Source organism: Synechococcus sp. CBW1002, from assembly GCF_015840915.1.
Lineage (GTDB): Bacteria > Cyanobacteriota > Cyanobacteriia > PCC-6307 > Cyanobiaceae > CBW1002.
Window position 1 is genome coordinate 3,720,423 of sequence record NZ_CP060398.1, and the last position, 21,066, is coordinate 3,741,488.

The 21,066-nt window shown below is 68.4% G+C and carries 13 protein-coding genes; all 13 read left to right on the forward strand.

The genetic code is table 11. The annotated features are described in order from the left end of the window. Positions 1-142: 142 nt before the first annotated feature. Entirely contained in the window at positions 143-3,040 is a 2,898-nt protein-coding gene (locus tag H8F24_RS18295) for a chemotaxis protein CheB (protein WP_231597959.1), read from the forward strand. A 301-nt stretch (positions 3,041-3,341) separates the two neighbouring features. Continuing rightward, positions 3,342-4,202: an RNA polymerase sigma factor RpoD/SigA gene (locus H8F24_RS18300; RefSeq protein WP_197170462.1), complete on the forward strand. Its 861-nt coding sequence runs from the start codon at positions 3,342-3,344 to the stop codon at positions 4,200-4,202. Positions 4,203-4,205: 3 nt separating this feature from the next. After that, on the forward strand, positions 4,206-5,558 hold the full coding sequence (locus H8F24_RS18305; RefSeq protein WP_197170463.1) for a diguanylate cyclase domain-containing protein: 1,353 nt from the start codon (positions 4,206-4,208) through the stop codon (positions 5,556-5,558). A 47-nt stretch (positions 5,559-5,605) separates the two neighbouring features. Further along, the gene (locus H8F24_RS18310; protein WP_197156407.1) at positions 5,606-6,094 is read left to right on the forward strand and encodes a YajQ family cyclic di-GMP-binding protein; all 489 of its coding nucleotides are present in this window, start codon (positions 5,606-5,608) and stop codon (positions 6,092-6,094) included. 140 nt (positions 6,095-6,234) lie between these two features. Beyond that, positions 6,235-7,506, forward strand: coding sequence for a radical SAM/SPASM domain-containing protein (locus H8F24_RS18315; protein ID WP_197170464.1), 1,272 nt, complete (start codon positions 6,235-6,237; stop codon positions 7,504-7,506). Beyond that, complete coding sequence (locus H8F24_RS18320; protein ID WP_197170465.1) at positions 7,497-8,516, forward strand: hypothetical protein; 1,020 nt, start codon at positions 7,497-7,499, stop codon at positions 8,514-8,516. The genes H8F24_RS18315 and H8F24_RS18320 overlap by 10 nt, the downstream gene beginning before the upstream one ends. A 16-nt stretch (positions 8,517-8,532) precedes the next feature. Next, a complete protein-coding gene (locus tag H8F24_RS18325; RefSeq protein WP_197156413.1) occupies positions 8,533-9,036 on the forward strand; it encodes a hypothetical protein in 504 nt (167 codons plus the stop codon). Beyond that, positions 9,033-9,995 carry a hypothetical protein gene (locus H8F24_RS18330; RefSeq protein ID WP_197170466.1) on the forward strand — a complete coding sequence of 321 codons (963 nt, stop codon included), beginning with the start codon at positions 9,033-9,035 and terminating at the stop codon, positions 9,993-9,995. Before H8F24_RS18325 ends, H8F24_RS18330 begins: the two co-directional genes overlap by 4 nt. Then, a complete protein-coding gene (locus H8F24_RS18335; protein ID WP_197170467.1) occupies positions 9,974-12,757 on the forward strand; it encodes a PEP/pyruvate-binding domain-containing protein in 2,784 nt (927 codons plus the stop codon). The genes H8F24_RS18330 and H8F24_RS18335 overlap by 22 nt, the downstream gene beginning before the upstream one ends. 11 nt (positions 12,758-12,768) lie before the next feature. Then, positions 12,769-13,959, forward strand: coding sequence for a DUF3419 family protein (locus H8F24_RS18340; protein ID WP_197170468.1), 1,191 nt, complete (start codon positions 12,769-12,771; stop codon positions 13,957-13,959). A 76-nt stretch (positions 13,960-14,035) separates the two neighbouring features. After that, positions 14,036-15,010: a GNAT family N-acetyltransferase gene (locus H8F24_RS18345; RefSeq protein WP_197170469.1), complete on the forward strand. Its 975-nt coding sequence runs from the start codon at positions 14,036-14,038 to the stop codon at positions 15,008-15,010. Positions 15,011-15,015: 5 nt separating this feature from the next. Beyond that, a complete protein-coding gene (locus tag H8F24_RS19805; protein ID WP_231597960.1) occupies positions 15,016-19,026 on the forward strand; it encodes a hydantoinase B/oxoprolinase family protein in 4,011 nt (1,336 codons plus the stop codon). Further along, on the forward strand, positions 19,026-20,990 hold the full coding sequence (gene ggt, locus H8F24_RS18360; RefSeq protein WP_197170470.1) for a gamma-glutamyltransferase: 1,965 nt from the start codon (positions 19,026-19,028) through the stop codon (positions 20,988-20,990). The genes H8F24_RS19805 and ggt overlap by 1 nt, the downstream gene beginning before the upstream one ends. The last annotated feature ends 76 nt before the right edge of the window (positions 20,991-21,066 follow it).

Genomic DNA, 21,066 nt, shown 5'->3' on the forward strand with positions numbered 1-21,066 from the left:
CGCTGGCCCCTGGATCCTGGCCTCTTTCGCCAGCCGATGCATCACCGATCCAGAGATCTAGGCTGAAGTTGATCAGCGGCTCTCCTTTGCCCATGGCGTGCTCCTCCAGCGCGGTGCGCCAAGAATGAGAACCTTCCAGGGCATGACGATCACCCGGGTGGTAGGCATCGGAACCTCGGCCGGGGGCCTGGCGGCCTTGACGGATCTGGTCAGCCAGCTGACGGCCGGCGGACGACAGGCCTATGTGGTGGCTCAGCACCTTGATCCCGACCACCACAGCCACCTGCTCGAGCTGCTGGCCCGGACCAGCCGTTTGCCCGTGGTCCTGGCTCGCGATGGGGCACCGCTGCAGCCCGATGTGATCGCCATCGTTCCGCCCAACCACGACGTCACGGTCGTGGCGAACCGCCTCAGTCTTCAGGCGCCGGCTCCTCGCTACGGTCCAGCCCCCAGCATCGACCTGCTGTTGGCCTCAATCGCCAGGGAGTGGGGTGCCAACGGAGTGGCCGTGGTGCTGTCCGGCACCGGCAGCGATGGCGCCTTCGGGCTGCGCTCGGTCAAGGAAGCGGGCGGACTCACCCTGGCCCAGAGCCCGGCAGAGGCGAAGTTCGGCGCCATGCCGCGGGCAGCCATCACCCTCGGCGGCGCTGTGCTGGTGCTGGAGGCGGGCGCGATCGGGCAGCATCTGGCCGGACTGAACAGCCTCACCCCAGCGGCAGCCGAGGAGGCCCCAGCGCCTGGCTCCGGCCTGCCGGCCACCCCGATCGGCTTGTCCGCGCTGATCGAGCCCTTGCAGCGCGCCACCGGTCTGGATGCGTCCCATTACACCGAGGCGTCGCTGCGCCGCCAGGTGGAACGACGCATGGCGACCCACCAGCTCAGCGACCTGGAGGCCTACATGCCCCTGCTGGAGGGTGACCCTGAAGAGGCCCAGGCACTGGCCCAGACCCTGCTGGCGTCAGGCACCTCCTTCTTTCGCGATCCCCAGGCCTTTTCGGCCCTGAGACGGCTCCTGCTCGATGGCCTCTCCAGGCGCCCGGCACCGCATTTCCTGCGCGTCTGGGTGCCGGGCTGCGCCAGCGGCGAAGAGGCCTATTCGATCGCCATGTTGATCAGTGAGCTGCTCGGCCATCCCCACGATCTGGCTGCCCAGCTGAAGATCTTCGCCACGGATCTCAGTGAGCAGAGCCTGTCGATCGCCCGCCTCGGAGTGTATCCAGATGCCGCAGTGGCTGGGATTCCAGCGGAATTACGCCAGCGCTTCCTGATGGATCGGGGAGCCGAACACGTGATCTGTGAATCATTGCGGACCTGCATGGTCTTCGCCCGCCACGACATGGGCAAGGACCCACCATTTCCGCGGCTCGATCTGATCGCCTGCCGCAACACGCTGATCGATTTCACCGCACCCGTTCAGGAACGGGTGCTGGCCCTGTTCAGTTTTGCCCTGGTGCCCGGAGGACTGTTGTTCCTCGGCCATGCGGACGCCCTCGGAAGCCGCATCAGCGGTTTCCATTTGGCTGATGGGGAACAGAACCTGTACCACCGTTCCGGCGACACGCTCACGCGCCAGCCCCTGCCGCCTGGTCCTGCCGCGGGCCGGCAGGGGCTCGCTGCAGCTCCGACCCGTTCGATCACCGTGCTGCGAGAGACCATCCCCGAGCAGCACATGGCCCTGCTCGAGGTGCTGATCCGTGCCTTCTGCCAGCCCAGCCTCGTGCTGGATGAACGGCACGATCTGGTGGAAGTGATCGGCGACATCACCCCCTACTGCCGCCTGCCGGAAGGGCGACTCACGACAGCCGCCCAATCGTTTCTCCGGCCCGAACTGCGCAGCGAGGCCAGGGCCCTGTTTCTGCTGACCCCCGCCGTCAACACCACCGCACGCAGTACCGCCGTGCATCTGGAAGACCTCGACCAGTGGGTGCGGCTGGAGCTTCGCTGCCTGACGGTGGATGGCCGTTCCATCCTGCTGCTCAGCTTTGTGCCGCAGGGGGAGAAGGAGGCCGGCCTCACCACAACGGCGCCACCGGGGGAACGGGATGCCGCCTTCGATCGCGAAATCCAGCGCCTTGAGCGTAAACTGCTGAGCAGTCAGGAGACCCTACAGCGCTCCTTGATGGAACTGGAGCAGGCGAATGCTGATCTGGAGTTCTTTTCCGAGGAGCTGCAGGCCTCGTCCGAGGAGCTGCAGTCGTCCAACGAGGAGCTGGAGGCCTCCAACGAGGAGATGCAGGTCACCAACCAGGAACTGGCGACGCTGAACCAGACGCTGAGCTGCCGCGGCGAACAGCTGGAGCGGCTCAACGCTGATCTGGAAAACATCCAGAGTTCGCTCAGCCAGGGCATGGTGATCGTCGATCGCCAACTCTGTGTCACCCGCTTCACCCCTCTGGCGGTGCGGGTCTTCGCCTTGATGGCCAGCGATCTCGGCAAGCCGTTGCTGCGCATTCCCACCACCCTGCCGCTGCCGCAGCTGCCGGAGGCCCTGGAGGCGGTGCTGCAGGGCGAACCGCGGCAAAGCCTCGAGGCCAGCAGTGAAGATGTCTCCTACCTGATTCAGGTGCTGCCCTACCAGGATCTGGAAGGTCGACGCCGCGGCGCCATCGTCACCCTCACCGATGTGTCCGAGCTGATGGAGATGAGCCGGGCGGCGGAGGCGGCCCTCAACGAGTTCTCCAGCCTCACTGATGCCCTCGATGCGGTGGTCTGGAAGTGGAATCAGGGCATGAGCGAGCTTCTCTACGTGAGCCAGCGCATCCACTCCCTGACGGGCTGGTCCCCCGCCGAACTCTGTGAACACCCAGAGCGGTTCGTCAAGGCGATCGTGCCTGATGATCGTGGCCGCGTGGAGGCGGCCCGCGACTGGACCCAGGGTCGCTGGACCGTGCGCTACCGCCTCACCACCCGCTCAGGCCGGCCGCTCTGGGTGGTTGAGGCGGGCCGGGTCGTCAAGGACGGCGACGATCGTTTCGTGGTGGGCACGCTCACCGAGGTGACGCCTGGCCTCGGCCTCGGGGAGCGAGCGGAGGCGGCCTAACAAGGCCTGCAAGCCCTACAAGACCTGAAGCATGGAGTACAGGAAACGGCGGCAAGCGTCGAGATAACTATCGAAGAGGTGCTTGTTTGACGTAAAGGTGCAGCCCACGCCAAACAGATGTATCTATCGGCACTTCCGGCGTACTGTGAAACCAAAAGCAGGTGATCCATTCACCGGCTTTCCATACCGGAGGGGCACGTTTCCAACCCGAAAGACCCATGGACTCTGGCTGACTGAAAGAGGGGCGCAAGACCCCGTAACGCCTGATTGTTCATCTTTCCTTCCAATGCCATACTCTCCGTTGCCTCTTGATTCAGGGTCCGATGGACTCACGGAATATTTGTATTTATTGCGACGAGTTCCGCTGCTCACGGCATCAGAGGAACTTCACCTGGCCGCCATCGTGCAGCAATGGCTGAAGGATCCCCAGCCCACGAAAGCTCTGCGTTGCAGTGCGGAGAGAGCCAGAAACCGGATGGTGTCCGCCAATCTCAGGCTGGTAGTGATGATTGCACGCCGATACAGCAGTCGTCTCGATGGCCTTCATCTGGAAATGCTTGATTTGCTGCAGGCCGGCAACCTGGGCTTGATTGAGGCCGTGGAGCGATTTGATCCGAAACGAGGCTATAAGTTTTCTACCTACGCCTTCTGGTGGATTCGCAAAGCGATCGGCAATTGCTTGAGGGAATCGGGCTCTCCCATCCGCATCCCGGTCCCGATGATCACCCTGGTCAGCCGCGCCCATAGGCTGCAGGCCCGCTCCGATCGGAGCCTCACAACCCGCGAGCTGGCTGCTGCGCTTGATGTGGAGGAGGAGCGGCTGGAGGCCTCGCTTCGTGCCGTTCGGCACAGCCGCATGACCTCCCTGCATCAGCCGATTGCCGGCGCAACAGACGATCTCTGCCTCATCGATGCGATTGCCGATGAGCGTGTTCCGGTGCTGGAAGAGGATTACCGGTGGTTGCGGGAACAGGTGGAGGCACTGGATCACCGGGAGCGCCGTCTTCTGAGCTTGCGATATGCCGAACCGGATGGTCGCTCCCTGAGCTCCACCGCAGAGATGATGGGGCTGACCAAAGGTGTGGTTCAGAATCTGGAGCGGCAGACCTTTCGGAAGCTGCGCCGTTGTCTGGCGCCGGTTCTTGATCCCTGCACGGCCTGAGCCATGACTGCGCAACTGGGTCCTGCCAATGCTGCCAGGATCATTCAAGTCGATGTCGATCAGCCCTACCGCGCCATCGTCGAGCAGATGGGCCATGGCGTGCTCACCCTCTCCAGTTCCGGTGCGGTGCACTACGCCAATCAGGCTCTGGCAGACCTGATCGGCCATGCCCGTGAGACCCTTTGCGGGCAACCCTTCACCGCGCTGACGCCCTCCAGCCAATGGCCCACGGTGGATCGCCTGCGGCAGGTGTCTCCAGGCCGCACCGAACAGGCCGAGCTGGTGCTGCTGCATCGCAACGGGGAGCCCGTTCTCACCCTGATGAGCAGCAGCGGCCTCCGCAATGGTGACCTCGAGACCCAGTGTCTGGTTGCCACCGATCTGAGCGGCCTGGCTCCAGTACACCTCGATCGGGGCAGTGAGACCTACCGACACCGGCTGTTGACCGAGGCGCTCTCGGCGTTTCTGGTGGAAATCGACGCAGACCGCTTCATCCGCTGGATCACCCCCTCGGTGCGATCCCTGCTCGGCTGGACCTCCCATCAACTGCTGGGTGGCAGCCTCGCTGAACTCCTGCCGGACGTCGATCTCCTGCCGGACTTCAATCCCGCCCAGGCCTTCGCCCTCTGCCCGGATCAGCAGAGTGTGCTGCGCCTTCGGGCCAGCGATGGCACCGACCGATGGATGCGCTGCCTCTGCTGGCCCCTGGCCGGCGAGGGACGTGCCTGCTGTGGCTGGATTCTTGCCTTTCAGGATGGGGCCGCCGCAGAGCGGATCAACGGCGACAGCTCCCATCGACGGGCACCACAGGGGGAGGCCAGCATCGGCAGCGATCGCCTCACAGGCCTGATGAACCGCACGGCCCTCGTGCAACGGTTGAGCCAGCTGGATCATTCCCGCTGGCGCCGCTGCCAGCCCGTGGGGCTGGCCTGCTGGGATCTCGATGCGTTTAGGCTCCTGAACCAGAGCTATGGCCGCGAGGCCGGCGATCAGGTGCTGCGCTCCCTTGCCGATCGCCTGCGCCGGCTGGTGCTGCCCAGCGATCTGATGGCCCGTCTGGGCGGCGATCAGCTGGTGGCGGTCTTCGCCGGCATGGGCAGCCTCGAGGAAGTGGTGCAACTGGCCGAATCGATCCGCAGGGTTCTGGCACTGCCGCTGCCGGTGAGCGGCCACTGGATCCGGCCACGGCTCAGCGTGGGGGTGACCCTCGAGCAGCCGGGCGACTGCCCCGAAGATCTGCTCAGCCGCACCTGCCGAGCCCTGCGCCAGGCCAAGTCCCAGGGCGGGAATCGGGGCTTTCCCGTGGCAGTGCCGCCGCTGCAGGCTGCCCATCCGGATCTGGCCAGCTGCTGCTGAGCCGCCAGACACATACGATTTGCTTCAGGCCTTCACTCTCTGCGCGAATGAGCTCCTACTCCTTCGATGTCGTGTCCGATTTCGATCGCCAGGAGCTGGTGAACGCCATTGATCAGGTGCGCCGCGAGGTGATCCAGCGCTACGACCTCAAGGACTCCGGCACCGAAATCGAGCTGGAGGAGACCAGCCTGGTGATCACCACCGCCAGCGAGATGACCCTGCAGGCGGTGGAAGACGTGCTGCGCCAGAAGGCGACCAAACGGGATCTTTCGCTCAAGATCTTCGATTTCCAGACTCCCGAACCGGCCGGTGGCAACCGGGTGCGGCAAGTGGTGACCCTCCGCAAGGGTCTGAGCCCGGAGCTGGCCAAATCGCTGAGCAAGAAAGTGCGTGACACCATCAAGAAGGTCACTGTGGCGATCCAGGGCGAAAGCCTGCGGATCACCGGCAAGAACAAGGATGACCTGCAGCAGGTGATCGCCCTGCTCAGGAGCGAAGATCTGGAGGTGCCGCTCCAGTTCGAGAACTACCGCTGAACTGAAACCGCTGAACTGAAAACACTGAGCCCAGGCCGCGCCAGGACCCTGAGGCGCCAGTGGCTTTCTTAAGATAATCGTTAGAAACGTCCAGGCGCAGACGGGCCCCATACCTTGAAGAGTCGAAACGTTGCGGCACGATGCGCGGACTCGCCCTGCTGCGGAAGTTACGGCTGAGCTGGTTCCTGCTCAGCCATGGCCTGGGCAGTGCCCATGATTTTGTGGATGTGCTCTACCGCATCTATCTGAATCACAGCAAGATCATCCATTTTCGTGATGGATTTCCTGTTTATTCCCTCTCCACCCCGGCACTGTTCAGCCGCCCGGCCCATCACTTCATTGCCCGCACGCTCTACCGCGGCATCCAGAATCGCAACATCCCCAATCTGATGAGTCTGGCCGTCACCGACGGCTGCAACGCTCGCTGCAGCCACTGCAGCTTTTATCAGGGCGTCGAGGAACCCGGCCGCCCGCTGCTGAGCCTTGAGCAGACCCGGGAGCTGATCCGTCAGGCCCAGGAGCTGGGCGTTTCGATCATCAACCTGGTGGGCGGGGAACCGCTGCAGCGACCCGATCTGAGCGAGATCATCCGCAGCGTCGACAAGGATCTCTCCACCGTGCTGCTGTTCACCAATGGCTGGCATCTGGCGGAGCAGGCGGTGGCCCTGCGCCGCGCCGGCCTCGACAGCGTCTACGTGAGCCTCGATGCCGCCGATGCGGCTCGCCATGACCAGCGCCGGGGCCTGCCGGGGCTGTTCGTGCGGGCCCTGCAGGGGCTGCGGGCGGCGCGCCGGCAGGGATTGTCGGTGGGCATCTCGGCCACCCTCACCCCGGAGGACTATGCCGCCGGCGAACTGGAGCGGCTGGTGGAGCTGGCCCGCCGGGTCGGTGCCCACGAAGTGCTGGTCTTCGATGCGCTGCCCAGCGGTCGGTTGCAGCACCGCGATGATCTGGTGGATCGCGAGGGCCATGCCGGTGGCGACGACTGGGTGGAGCGGATGATCCGCTCGGCCGATCGCTGGAATGCGGATCCGCGCTATCCCGGCGTGGTGTTTTCGGCTTACATCAGCAGCCACCGCAGTGTGGGCTGCGCCTGCGGCACGAGTTACTTCTATCTATCGCCCTATGGCGATGTGATGTCGTGTGATTTCAACCACGCCATCTTCGGCAATGCCGTGCAGGAACCGCTCTGGCGGGTCTGGCAGCGCCTCAGCGACGATCCAGATTTCCAGCGGGCCAAGTGGGGCGGCTGCAAGGTGAAGGATTCCGGGTTTCGCGCCAAACCCACCGTGCGGGGCGGGGCGGCCACCACTGTTCCATCGATTGCTCCATCACTTGTTCCATCGGTTGCTCCCTCGCCAGATCAGACCGTGTCTGCCGGAAGTGCCGCTGAGCCTTCACCATGGCCCTGACCCCCCTGCTGCTCACTGCCTGTGCGGTGGATCGCAGCCTCACCGGTGCCTCCTTCAGCTTTGTGGCCGCCGTGATCCTGCTCGGCCTGGCGGCGCTTGCCTGGCTGGCACGCTTCCGGGATCGGATACCGAGCCGGCTGGGTCTGATGGCCGTGGGGGTGCTGATCTTCGAGCTGTTCACGGCGCCGATGTGGCACAACGCCCACCTGGGCCGCTGGGCCTATCTCTACCAGGATGTCAGCTGGGTTCTGACCTTCGGTTGGAGCGTCTTTTTCCTGCTGGTGGTGGAGATCATCGACCAACTCCGGCCCCGCTGGCGGGCCTGGCGGCGCTTCAGCCTGCAACTGCTGCTGATCACGCTGCTCACCCTGCCCCTGGAAATTCTGGTGGTGCACCTGGGCATCCGCAGCTATGCGCCCGAGGTGCTGGATGCCGTGGTGGGGGGCTTCGTGGCTGGGGTGCCGCTGCAGCTGCTGTTCTATGTGCCCGTGTTCACCTCCCTGGTTCTGTGCTTCTACAAGTACTGGTGCCTGGTGCTGGAAGATCCATTGCTGCTGCCGATGCGGCAGATTCACTGGGGACGCGGCCTGGGCCTGACCCTGGTGGCGGTGCTGCTGTTCGAAGTGATGGTGGAGCCCATGGTCGACAACCGTGGATTTCCGGCCTGGTCGATGCTCTATCGCGACATCAGTGTGTTGATGAGCGGCCTCTGGATCCTGGTGATCGCCATCACCGCCGCCGTTGTGTCGTCTTCCTTTGCGCACCGTCCGATCGCCCAGAGATTCGTGCTGGCGCTGATGGTGGCCACCTCCATCGCCCTGCCGATCGAATACACCCTCTGGAGCCTGGGGATCCGGGTTTATGGAGCCAGCGCCGTGGCGAACTTCTCGGGATTCACGATTCCGCTGCTGGGGGCTCCGATTGAAATCGCCTTTGCGATTCCCTGTTATCTGGCCCTGATCATCTGCTTCGTTCGCTACTGGGACATCGTGATCGACAACCATCTCTGAACGGCTTGATGCATCCATGACCTCCGCCTCTCCACCACCGCCGTCACTGCCGGGCACCCCATCCAAGCGCCCCGCACCCAGGCGGAAAGCCCCATCGCTACAAGCCGTGCTGTGGCTGCTGCTGCTGGGCCTGCCGGTGCTGCTGATCGGCCTGGTGGTGATGACAGGATCCGTGGGCAATGCCGCAGCACTTCTGTTCGTTTCGGTGGTCTGCACGGCCGGAATCGGCGGGGTGTTCTGGCTTGCCCTGGCCCTGCTGATCGGCTGGATGCTGAATTTGATCCTGCCCGGCCCACTGCGGAGGCCCCTGACCTTGCCCGCGACGGGCAGCGACCCGATGGTGACGCGGCTCACCACCTATGCCGGCCGTGCCCAGCAGCAGGGCATGGCACCGGAGCGGATCCGCCGGGATCTGGCCCGTGGCGGTTGGAGTTCGGTGCAGATCGAGGCGGCCCTGGCCGATTCCCGCCCCACCGATTCCCGCCCCGCCGATTCCCACCCAACCAAAGCCCAGCCATGACCGGGGTGATCCGCTCCCCCCTGGCGCTGCGCTTGTGGCAATACCAGCGGGAACGTTTTCCCCTGCTGAAGCATGGGCCGCTGATCCTGGTGTTCAGCGGCGCGGCCGTGGGCTACGGCGCCGCCCTGCAGGCCAGGGCCGCGAGTGTGCTGGCGCTGCTGGCGGGATCGGTGGTGGCCCTGCTGCTGTTTCTGCAGATGCGCATTGCCGATGAATTCAAGGACCTGGACGACGACCGCCGCTGGCGGCCCTACCGGGCGGTGCCGCGCGGACTGGTGAGCCTGCGGGAGCTGGCCGGGGTGGGGGTAGTGGCTGCGGCCGTGCAGCTGGCCCTGGTGCTGGCGATCGCGCCCACGGCTCTGGGGGCTCTGGCCGTGCTCTGGGGCTACCTGCTGCTGATGTGCGCCGAATTCGGCTGTCGCCGCTGGCTCAAGGCCCACCTGGTGGTCTACGTCTTGAGCCACATGGTGATCGTGCCGCTGCTGGCCCTTCTGCTGATCGGGCTGCAGAGCGGTGCCGTCCAGGGCGGGGCTTTGCCGCCGGTCCCTCTGCTGCTCTATCTGATCACCGCCTATCTGGCCGGACTGGTGATCGAACTCGGTCGCAAGATCCGGGCACCGATCGCCGAAGAGCCGGGGGTCGAGACCTGGAGCGCCCTCTGGGGCCTGCGGCCGGCTCTGACCCTGTGGTGGTGCTGCCTGCTGGCCTCCGGCGGGGCGGCGCTGCTGGCGGCGATGGCTGTCGGCGGTGGCGTGATGGAGATCCAGGCTGGTGCCCTGGTGGCGCTGGTGCTGGTGCCGCTCCTGGTGGTGCTTTGGTTGCGGCTGCGCCGGCTACCGGCCCTGCTTGAAGGTGCCGCTGAGGGGGGCGCCGAACCCCTGGCCCTGGCGACGGCCCTGTGGATCCTGGCCCTCTACCTCAGCCTGGGCTGGCCTGGATGGCTGGTGGGACGGGGTTGAGCATGGAGGTGCATGGCCGCGAGGCCTGGTGGATCCCCCTGGAGCAAGGGCCTGAGGTCACCCCGGAACGGGAGGAGGAGCTGGCAAAACGGCTGGGCGGCAAGGCGGCTGCCCTGCGCCGGCTGGCAGGCCTGGGCCATCCCGTGGGGCCGGCGCTTGTGATCCTGCCGGAGGCCTTCGCCCTGGCCCTGGAACCCGACCACCCCTGCCCCCGCCGCCTGCCCGACTGGCTGGAGGCCGACATGCGCCGGGCCGTGCAGAGTCAGTTGCCCAGCGGAGGTCGGCTGGCGGTGCGGTCTTCTGCGCCTCAGGAAGACGGACGACAGCGCAGCTTTGCGGGGCAATACACCTCCGTGCTGGAGGTGGAGCCAGACGACCTCGCTCGAGCGGTGCTGGCGGTGTGGGCCTCGGCGTTCGAGCCGTCGGTGCGGGCCTACAGCTCGGCAGCAGCCTCCACCCCAGCCCCCTTCACAGCGCCAGCCGTGCTGGTGCAACCGATGCTCCGCCCGCTGGTGGCCGGGGTGGCGTTCAGCGCCGATCCCCTCACCGGCCAGCGGGGCGTGACCGTGATCCAGGCGGTGGCGGGCGTGGCCGCCGATCTGCTGGCGGGAACGGCCGAAGGCGACCTGTACCACCTCAGCTGGGACGACCGGGTCCTGGAGAGTCGCCCCCTCCAGGCCGGCCGCCCCCTGCTGGACAGGGCCCGTCTGCTGGCGGTGCATCACCTGGTACGCCAGGTCGCCCGCGACTGCGGCACCCCCCAGGACGTGGAATGGGCCCTGGAGGCTCCGGAGCACCCAGGGGGGCCGGAGCGCCTCTGGCTGCTGCAGGCCCGACCGATCACCACCCTCGCGCGGGTCGCCGATCCCGACGGTGTCGTGGCGCTGTGGGACAACAGCAACATCGTGGAGAGCTACAGCGGCGTCACCACCCCGCTCACCTTCTCCTTCGCCCGCAAGGCCTACACGGAGGTCTACACCCAGTTCTGTCTGTTCATGGGGGTGCCCGCCAGCCGCGTGCGCCGGCATCGGCGGGTGTTCGCCACCATGATCGGCTTCCTGGAGGGGCGGATCTACTACAACCTCCACAGCTGGTACCGGGTGTTGTCGCTGCTGCCGGGGTATGGGCTCAATGCCGCCTTCCTCGAGCAGATGCTGGGGGTGCAGCAACCACTGGAGACCCGTCAACGGGAGCGGCTGCGGCTGGAGCCACCGGTCCCTCCCCTGCGGGATCTGCTGCGGCTGGTGAGGGCGAGCGGCTCCCTGCTGGGCAACTACCTCACTCTGGAGCGGCGGCGGCGCAACTTTCTGGCCCGGCTGGATCGGGTGCTGCCCGCTGCCCACGAGGCCACGGCGCTGGCGGAAGCCCGGCCGGATCAGCTGGTGGAGCGCTACCGCGCCATCGAAGCGGAGTTGCTCAACCGCTGGGATGCACCCCTGATCAACGACTTCTACGCCATGGTGCTGCACGGCGTACTGGGCCGCCTGCTGGAACGCTGGGGCCTCGATGCGGGCGGGGGCCTGCGCAATGCCTGGATCAGCGAGATCGGATCGGTGATCAGCAGCGAACCGCCCCGTCGCATCGCCGCGATGGCGGCGCTGGTGGTGGAACTGGACGTGGAGCAGCCTGCTCTGGTGACCCTGCTGCGGCGCGGCTCCCTGCCGGCCATCCGCCGCGCCCTGGCCACCGTGCCCGAGCTGGAGGCAGCGTTGAACGATTACCTCGCCGTGTTCGGCGATCGCTGCCTGGAGGAACTCAAGCTCGAGAGCCTCACCCTCCGCGACGATCCCCTGCCCCTGCTGCGCACCCTCGGGGCCGCTGCTGCTGCTGCGGCCGCGATGACGGCGCGAAGCCAACAGGGACCTTCCTCGGGACCGGCAGCTCCACGGGACCAGACTCCGGCTCAAGGCCTGGCCAGGGCTCAGGTTCAGGCCACGGCTCAAGCCACGGACTCGGCACCTCTGCAGTCCGCACGGGTGTTGCGCGGGCCCCAGCGCTGGCTGCTGTTCGGATTACGTCGTCAGCTGCGGCGGCTGGTGGCGAACCGGGAGAACCTGCGCTTCGAGCGCACCCGCGTGTTCGGCCTGGCCCGGCGCCTGCTGCTGGAGCTGGGCCGTCGCCTGGCCGCCCTCGATCGTCTCGACCGCGCCGAGGATGTGTTCTTCCTGGAGGTGGACGAGGTGATGGCGGTGGTGGAGGGCAATGGCACCACCACAGACCTGCGCGGCCTCGTCGCCCTGCGCCGCGCCGAATGGCAGCGGCACGGCCGTCAGCCGCCCCTGCCGAGGCGCTTTGAAACCCGGGGCCTGCCGACGCTCGACCTGCCGCCGCCTCCGAAGCCAGCCTCTCCCCTCAGCGATCCCGGGGATTCGGCCGCAGAACAGGTGGCCGCATCCACCGCTGAATCCGTCTGGCAAGGCACGGCCTGTTCCCCCGGGCGCGTGCGGGGCAAGGTGGCACTGGTGAACAATCCGCGGGCCTGGCTGGAGGGGCCGGGGGCCACCGCCAACGAACCGCGCATCCTGGTGGCCGCCTGCACCGATCCGGGCTGGGTGCTGCTCTTCCCCCAGGCCTGCGCCCTGCTGGTGGAGCGGGGCAGCGTGCTCTCCCATGTGGCGATCGTGGCGCGGGAGCTGGGGCTGCCCATGGTCACCGAGCTGGCCGGCCTCAGCTCCCTGCTGCAGAACGACGACTGGCTGGAGATCGATGGCGGCAGCGGATTGGTCCGCCGCTGCGCTGGCCCCGAACCCGGCACCTGGTGATGGGGCCAAGGATGTCCCACCTGCTCTATGGCCAGTGCTGGGAGGATGCCGATCGGCTGGTGGAGGCCCTGGCACCCCTGCAGGGCTGCCGCGTGCTCTCGATCGCCTCCGGCGGCGAGAACAGCCTGGCCCTGCTCGCTGAAGGGGCCAGCCAGGTGGTCGCCATCGACCGCCATCCCGCCCAGATCGCCCTGCTCGCCCTCAAGGCCGCGGCCTACGGCTGCCTGGATCCGAGCGAGCTGCTGGTGTTTCTGGGGGCCTGGGAACAACCTGAGGAGCCAGCGACTGGGGATCTGTCACTCGCGGGCCCGCAGTCTTCTTCTCCAGCCGTGGGCCTGCACCGGCTGGAGCTCTACCGGCGCTGCCGCGAGCGGCTCGATGCCGCCTCCCTCCAGTTCTGGGACCGGCAGCCGCAGCTGATCGCAGCGGGGGTGCTGCAGGCCGGACGGTTTGAGCGCTACCTGGCCCGTTTCCGCCGCTGGATCGTGCCCCGCCTGGCGGATCCCGACGGCTGGCAGGCGCTGCTGGAGGGGCTGAATGCTGAGGAACGCAGCGCCTGGTTCCAGCGCCGCTGGCAGAGCCGCGGCCAGCGGCTGCTGCTCCATCTGGTGTTCTCGCGTCTCCTGCTGGGCGGACTGGGCACCAGCCCGGAGCAGGTGCTCTACGGCAAGGGCTCCCAGAGCCGGCAGCTGGTGGAGCGCCTGCGCCATGCCCTGATCGCCCTGGATCCCGCCGAGAATCCCTACCTGCACTGGATCCTGAGGGGCCGCTTCGGAGCCCATCTGCCCCGGGCCCTGCGGCCTGAGGTGGTGCCGCTGGTGCGCCGCAACCTGGCGGCGCTCCGCCTGCAGACCACCTCTCTGGAGGCGTACCTGGCCTCGACCCACCCGTCCGAGCGCTTCGATCGGTTCAACCTCAGCAACCTCTTCGACTACCAGTCGCCACTTGCCACGGCGGAGCTGTTGGGCGCCCTGCGCCGCCGTTCGGCCCCAGGTGGCCGCCTGGTCTGCTGGAACCGCCACGCCGACCGCGACTGCCGCCTGGCGCCGCCGGCAAGCTGGCAGGACCAGGCGGACCTGGCAGCAGAGCTGCACCGGCGCGACCGGGTCTTCTTCTACAAGCGCCTGGTGGTGGCGGACGCCAGGATGGACTGGAGCCTGGCCCGGGAGGTCTGCGATCAACGCCGCCGTTCTGCCGCTTGATCCAGGCTCGGCTGCAGCGGCCGGCACCCATCCCCTGGCCGGCAGCCCTCTGCTGGCCGGCGATGAGGCCTGGAGGGTGGTGGTGGATGGGCGGGAGCGGGCCCGCTGCACCCTCTGGTGGAACCACACGCCGACCATCGCCGGTGGGCGGCTGGGAACGATCGGCGCCCTGTCTGGCCGTGGTCCGAGCGCGTTCCAACCCACCGGCGGCGATGCTGTCGCCGCCGATCTCTCCACCGATTTCGCAACCGATCTCACCGCCGCCCGCACCCTGCTCGATCACGCCTGCCGGCGCCTGGAGACGCAGGGCTGCACCCAGGTGCTGGCCCCGATGAACGGCAGCAGCTGGCAGCCCTACCGCTGCCGCGAGCCGATCAGTCCGGCAGCTGCAGCACCTGACCCGCTGGCGGGTTTCGCGGGCGAGCCCCTGCCCGGCCCCGAATGGATCGCGCCCCTGAGCCGCTGCGGTTTCCGCGTGCAGCAGCGCTACCACTCCTTTCTCTGCAACGACCTCACCCAGCGGCGGCGGCGCGGCAGGCCCACCCGCCTGGAGACCCTGCGGATCCGCAGAGCCTCGGAGCTCGACGCGACGGCCGGGCTGGCCCAGGTCCAGGCTCTGCTGCCCCAGGTCCACGGCCTGCTGCATCGGGCCTTCCAGCGGCAACCCTGGTTTCTGCCGCTGCCCCTGGACACCTTCTGCCGGCTCCAGCTCCAGAGCGGCGGCCTGGCCAGCATCGATCCCCACAGCAGCCTGCTGGCCTTCGCCGGCGAGCAGCTTGTGGGTCTGCTGCTGGCCCATCCCGCCGATGCCAGCGGCACCACCCTGGTGATCCGCACCCTGGCGGTGCTGCCGGGCCGCCCCTGGGCAGGGCTGGGGAGGCTGCTGCTGGAGCAGGCCCACGCCGCGGCCCAGCAGCGGGGCTTCCGGCAGGTGGTGCATGCCCTGATGCTGGAGAACGGAGCCGGGCAGGCCCTGAGCCGGCACTACGCTCGCCCCCTGAGGAGTTACGTGCTGCTGGGCCGCCGCCTCGGCCCCGGCCCGGGGGAGTGATCGGCATGACGCATCAGCCCGCCTCCGGCTGGCGGTTCTGGATCGACCGGGGTGGCACCTTCACCGATGTGGTGGGCCGCGATCCCCAGGGCCAGCTGCACGTCTCCAAGGTGCTGTCGGTGCAGCCCCACCGCCGGGGCGATCCCGCCGTGCGGGCCCTGAGGCAGATGGCAGAGCTGGCGGAGCAGGCGCCCATCCCCGCCGGCTTGATCGAGGAGGTGCGTCTGGGCACCACCGTGGCCACCAATGCCCTGCTGGAGCGCTGCGGCCAGCCGGCGGTGCTGCTGATCAACCAGGGCCTCAGCGACCTGCCCTGGATCGGAGATCAGCACCGGCCGGATCTGTTCGCGCTGCGGATCGTACGGCCCGAGCCCCTGCTGGAGCGGGTGATCGCCGTGGAGGGTCGGCTCACGGCATCGGGAGCGGAGCTGCGCCCCCTGCAGCTGGATGGACGCCTGGAAGCGGAGCTGCGTGCCGCCTTGGCCGAGGGCATCCGCGGCTGTGCCGTGGCCCTGCTCCACAGCGTGCGCAATCCCGACCACGAAAGGCGGCTGGGGGCCTGGCTGGAGCAGCTCGGCTTCGATCCGGTGGTGCTCTCCCATCGGCTCAGTCCACAGCCCCGGCTGCTGCCTCGCTGCCAGACCAGCCTGGCCGAGGCCAGCATCGCCCCGGTGCTGGGCAGCTATCTGGCCCAGGTGGAGGCGGCCCTGGGCACGGCCACGCGCCTGCGGGTGATGCAGTCGAGCGGGGGCCTGGCCGCGCCACGCCAGCTCCATGCCAAGGACACGATCCTCTCCGGCCCCGCCGGCGGCATGGTGGGTGCCGTGCGCGTGGCCGAGGCGGCGGGGCTGGGATCGAGCCCGATCGTGGGTTTCGACATGGGCGGCACCTCCACCGATGTGTTCCACTTCGATCCCGGCCGTGGCGCCCTGGCCTGGGACCGGAGCGCCGAGACCGAGATCGGCGGCCTGCTGCTGCAGGCGCCCCGGCTGCCGATCCACACGGTGGCCTCCGGTGGCGGGTCGGTGCTCCACTACGACGGCGAGCGGCTGCAGGTGGGGCCCCGCTCGGCGGGCGCCGATCCGGGTCCGGCCTGTTACCGCAACGGCGGCCCCCTCACGGTGACCGACGCCAACCTGCTGCTCGGTCGCCTGCAGGCGACGCACTTTCCGGCGGTGTTCGGCGTCGATGGCGACCAGCCCCCCGATCGGGGCGTGGTCGAGCAGGGGTTTGCGGCTCTGGCGGCCGCCATGGGCGCCGCCTGCATGGGTACGGCCTACACGGCGGAAGCGGTGGCCGAGGGCGCGCTGGCGGTGGCGATCGAGCGGATGGCTGAGGCGATCCGGCGGATCTCGATCCAACGCGGCCACGACATCCGTCAGGCGGTGCTGGTCTGCTACGGCGGCGCCGGCGGTCAGCATGCCTGCCGCCTGGCGGAAGCTCTGGGGGTGCGCCGGGTGCTGCTGCACCCCCTCGCCGGCGTGTTGTCGGCCTATGGCATCGGGCTGGCCGAACAACGGCAGTTGTTGCAGCGGAACCTGCGCCAACCCCTCGATGCCGCCCTGCTCGAGGCACTGCCCGGCCACGCGGAGCAGCTGCTGGCCCAGGGCCGGGCCCGGCTCGAGGCCGCTGGCGATTCCCTCGTGGATCTGGCGGTGGAGGTGCAGCTGGAGCTGCGGCTGCCGGGCAGTGAGCAGGGGCTGCGGCTGAGCTGGCCCAACGACCTGGCCGGGCTGCGGCGCGGCTTCATCGCCGCCCACCAACGGCGCTTCGGCTATGTGCCCGGGAGCTCGGCAGCCTCGACAACACCCCTGGAGGAGCGGGCGGAGGAGGCGAACGCCCCTGATCTGCCCCTGCCTGAACTGCCCCTGCCTGAACTGCCCCTGATGCCTGAACTGCCCCTGATGGTGGAGCTGCTGGAGCTGGAGGTGGTGAGTGGTCGGGGTTCAGCGAAGCCAGCCAGCGCCGGGCCTGTGGACCGAGATCGAAGCAGCCCAGGCCAGCCTTCAGGCCGGTCCGAAGCCGAGACCAAGTCAGAAACCAAGTTCGAGACCAAGTCCAAAACCAAGTCTGAGATCAAGTCCCAGTCCGGATCCGCGTTCGGGCCCTGGTCCGGGTCTGAGCCAGCAACGCAGCCCCATCCACAACCCGATCAGGACGCAGACACCGCACGGCTGTATCTGCCGGCCCAGGGCTGGTGCCGGGTGCCGCTGCTGCAACGCCACCAGTTGAAGGGCGGCGGTGACCTGAACGGCCCGGCCCTGATCGCCGAGACCACCGGCATGGTGGTGCTCGAACCCGGCTGGTCAGCCCGAACACTGGCCGGAGGCGAGCTGCTGCTGCAGGCGATCGCGTCCGCCTCGCCAGCATCCAGCGGTTCAGCAGCCGAGCCCGCCCATCCGGCAGCCCCCACGGCGAAAGCCGAGCTCAGGGCAGCTGCCGATCCGGTGCGGCTGGAGCTCTACAACCACCGCTTCGCCGCCATCGCCGAGCAGATGGGGGTGCGCCTGCAGCAGACCAGCCAGTCGGTGAACATCCGCGAGCGGCTCGATTTCTCCTGCGCCCTGTTTGATCACCAGGGGCGGCTGGTGGCCAACGCCCCCCACATCCCGGTGCATCTGGGCTCGATGGGCGCCAGCGTGCTCAGCCTGCTGCGGGCCGTGGCTGAGGGTCGCCTGCCACCCCTGCGCCCCGGCGATGCGATCGCCAGCAACGACCCCTACGACGGCGGCACCCACCTGCCGGACATCACCGTGGTGACGCCGGTGTTCGCCGGGGCAGCGGGCGGTGCCGCGCCGGTCCTGTTCGTGGCCTGCCGCGGCCACCACGCCGATGTGGGCGGCATCACGCCGGGATCGATGCCGCCCTTCAGCCGCAGCATCGGCGAGGAGGGCGTGCTCCTGCGGAACGTGCCGGTGCTGGCGGGCGGCCACTTTGATCGAGCGGCCTGGGAGGAGCGGCTGGGCAGTGCCACACCACCGGTGCGCAACCCCGGCCAGCTGCTGGCCGATCTGCAGGCCCAGGTGGCGGCGAATCAGCTGGGGGTGCGGGAGCTGCAGAGCCTGATCGAGCGGGAGGGGCTGCAGGAGGTGCAGGCCTACCTGGGGCATGTGCAGGCCAACGCCGCAGCAGCGGTGCGCCGCCTGCTGGAGAGCCTGCAGGGCGGACAGCACAGGGTCGAACTCGATCACGGCGGCCAGATTCAGGTGGCGGTTCGGGTCGATCGGCAGGCCCGCCGGGCCGTGGTGGATTTCAGCGGCACCTCCCCCCAGCAGCCCGACAATGCCAACGCGCCCCTGGCCGTGACCCGGGCCGTGGTGCTCTACGTGTTCCGCTGCCTGGTGGGGGAGGAGATTCCGCTCAACGAGGGTTGCTTCGAGCCCCTGGAGATCGTGGTGCCACCGGGATGCCTGCTCCATCCGCAGCCGCCCGCGGCGGTGGTGGCCGGCAATGTGGAAACCTCCCAGGCGGTGGCCAATGCCCTGTTCGGCGCCCTGGGCGTGATGGCAGCAGCGCAGGGAACGATGAACAACCTCAGCTTCGGCAACGACCGCTGCCAGTACTACGAAACCATCTGTGGCGGCACCGGTGCCGGCATCGATCGTCAGGGGCGGGGCTTCGCCGGAGCGGCGGCGGTGCAGAGCCACATGACCAACTCGCGCCTCACCGATCCGGAAATCCTGGAAGACCGCTACCCGGTGCTGCTGGAGCGCTTTGCGATCCGCCGCGGCAGCGGGGGTGCCGGCCACTGGCCCGGCGGGGATGGGGTGGTGCGCGACCTGCGCTTCCTGGAGCCGATGACCGTGTCGCTGCTGAGCGGCTCGCGGCGGGTGCCACCCTTCGGCCTGGCGGGCGGACAGCCGGGCCTGTGCGGCACCGATCGGTTGCGGCGCGCCGATGGGAGCCTGGAGGCCGTGGCCGGTTGCGCTGAGCTTGCCGTGGAGCCCGGCGATCGGCTGGTGGTGGAAACTCCGGGCGGCGGCGGCTTTGGCGCCATGGAGCAGGGAGACGTCTGATGCACCGCTCACCCGGGCCCTCCCCCCATCACCATCTCCGAGAGGGCAACCGCCGAGCCCAGCTCCGAGGCGGCATTCGCCCTTCGACTGGCGTTCTGGCAGCGGCAGGCGTCCTGGCCCTTCTGGGCCAGCCAATCGGCTCGGCCTCAGCCCTTGAACAATCGACTCGGCTCGCCGCTGCCGTTCCGGGCCCGCCCCAGCCGGCCGCCGCCGATCTGCAGGAGCGACGGCAGCGCTTCTATCCGCTCTGGTCGCCGCGGGGGGTGGTGGCCAGCCAGGACCGCCTCGCCTCGGAGGTGGGTGCGGCGACCCTGCGGGCCGGGGGCAATGCGGTGGATGCGGCGGTGGCCACGGCCTTCGCCCTGGCGGTGACCCTGCCCCAGGCGGGCAACATCGGCGGCGGCGGCTTCCTGGTGCTCTGGTTACCCGGAGCCTCACCGGCAGCGGCCCGTGGCTGCCCGCTGGAGCGCGATCCCGAGCTGCGTCTGGGGGGTGGCACTGCCGTGGCAGTGAATTTCCGCGAAAAGGCGCCCCTGGCGGCCCGGCCCGACCTGTTCCTGCGCGCCGATGGCACGGTGGACCGGCAGCGGGCCACCCGCAGCCTGCTCAGCACCGGTGTGCCCGGCACGGTGGCGGGCCTGACCCTGGCCCAGCACTGCTATGGCCGCCTGCCGCTGCGGAACGTTCTGGCACCAGCGATCGACCTCGCCCGAGAGGGTTTCCGGGTCGGCCGGGTACTGAGCGATTCCCTCACCGCTGCCGCCCCGCTGCTGCAGGCCGATCCCACCTCCCGGCGCCTGTTCTTCGGGGCGAATGCGCCGGCCTCGACTTCCCACCCTGCCGCTGCACCGCGCCCCCTCGCGCCGGGGGAGCTGCTGGTCCAGCCGGAGCTGGCGGACACCCTCAGCCGCATCGCTTCCGAGGGGGAGCGCGGCTTCTACCGGGGGCCCACGGCCGAGAACCTGGTGGCCCTGATGCGCGAGCGCAGTGGCCTGATCCGCCACGACGATCTGCAGGCCTACCGGGCCCAGCTGGTGCGGCCGCTCAGCACGCAGTTCCGCGGTGCCACCGTGCTCACCCAGCCGCCCCCCAGCAGCGGCGTGACCCTGCTGCAACTGCTGAAGCTGCTCGAACCGCTGGATCTCGAAGCGAGCGGCCTCAATGGTGCCGCCACGATCCACCCGATGGTGGAAGCGATGAATCTGGCCTTCAGCGACCGCAACGCCCTGCTCGGCGATCCCGATCAGGTGGCGGTGCCCCTGGATCGCTTGCTCGATCCGGCTCGGCTCGCCGCCCAGCGGCGCAGCATCAACGGGCGACGGCACCGGCCCGCGGCGGAGCTGGCGGCCGAACCAGCCCTGGGCCGGGAGGGAACCAACACCACCCACCTCTCGGTGGCAGACGCCCAGGGAGGCTTGGTGGCCCTCACGACCACGCTCAACTTCGCCTACGGCAACGGTGTCAGCGTGCCGGGCGCGGGTTATCTGCTTAACAATGAAATGGACGATTTCACCGCCCTGCCCGGTGCGGCTAATGCCTTCGGGCTGCGGCAGGGCGAGGCGAACGCCATCGCCCCAGGCCGAAGGCCGCTGAGCTCGATGAGCCCCACCCTGGTGTTCCGCGCCAATGGGGAGCCCTGGCTGGCCACCGGAACCCCCGGCGGCAGCCGCATCATCACCACAGTGCTGCAGGTACTGCTCAATCGCCTGGTGTTCGGGCTCAACCTGGCCGGGGCAGTGGCCTCACCGCGGCTGCACAGCCAGCTCTGGCCCGATCAGATCAGCCTGGAGCAGGGCTTCAGCCCAGACACGATCGATCTGCTCGAGAAGCTGGGCCACCACGTGGTGAAGACGGCGGCGATGGGATCGGCCAACAGCGTGGAGGTGGTGCCCAAGGCAGCCGGTGGCGGCAGCCTCGGGGTCGCGGATCCGCGCCGCCCCGAAGGAGCCGCTGTGGCGGAGTGAAGATCCACTGGTCTGCAGCTCAGACTGAATTCGGCCCTGAAGCTTTGGCTCAGTCAGCCTTGCGCCGATGCCTTCC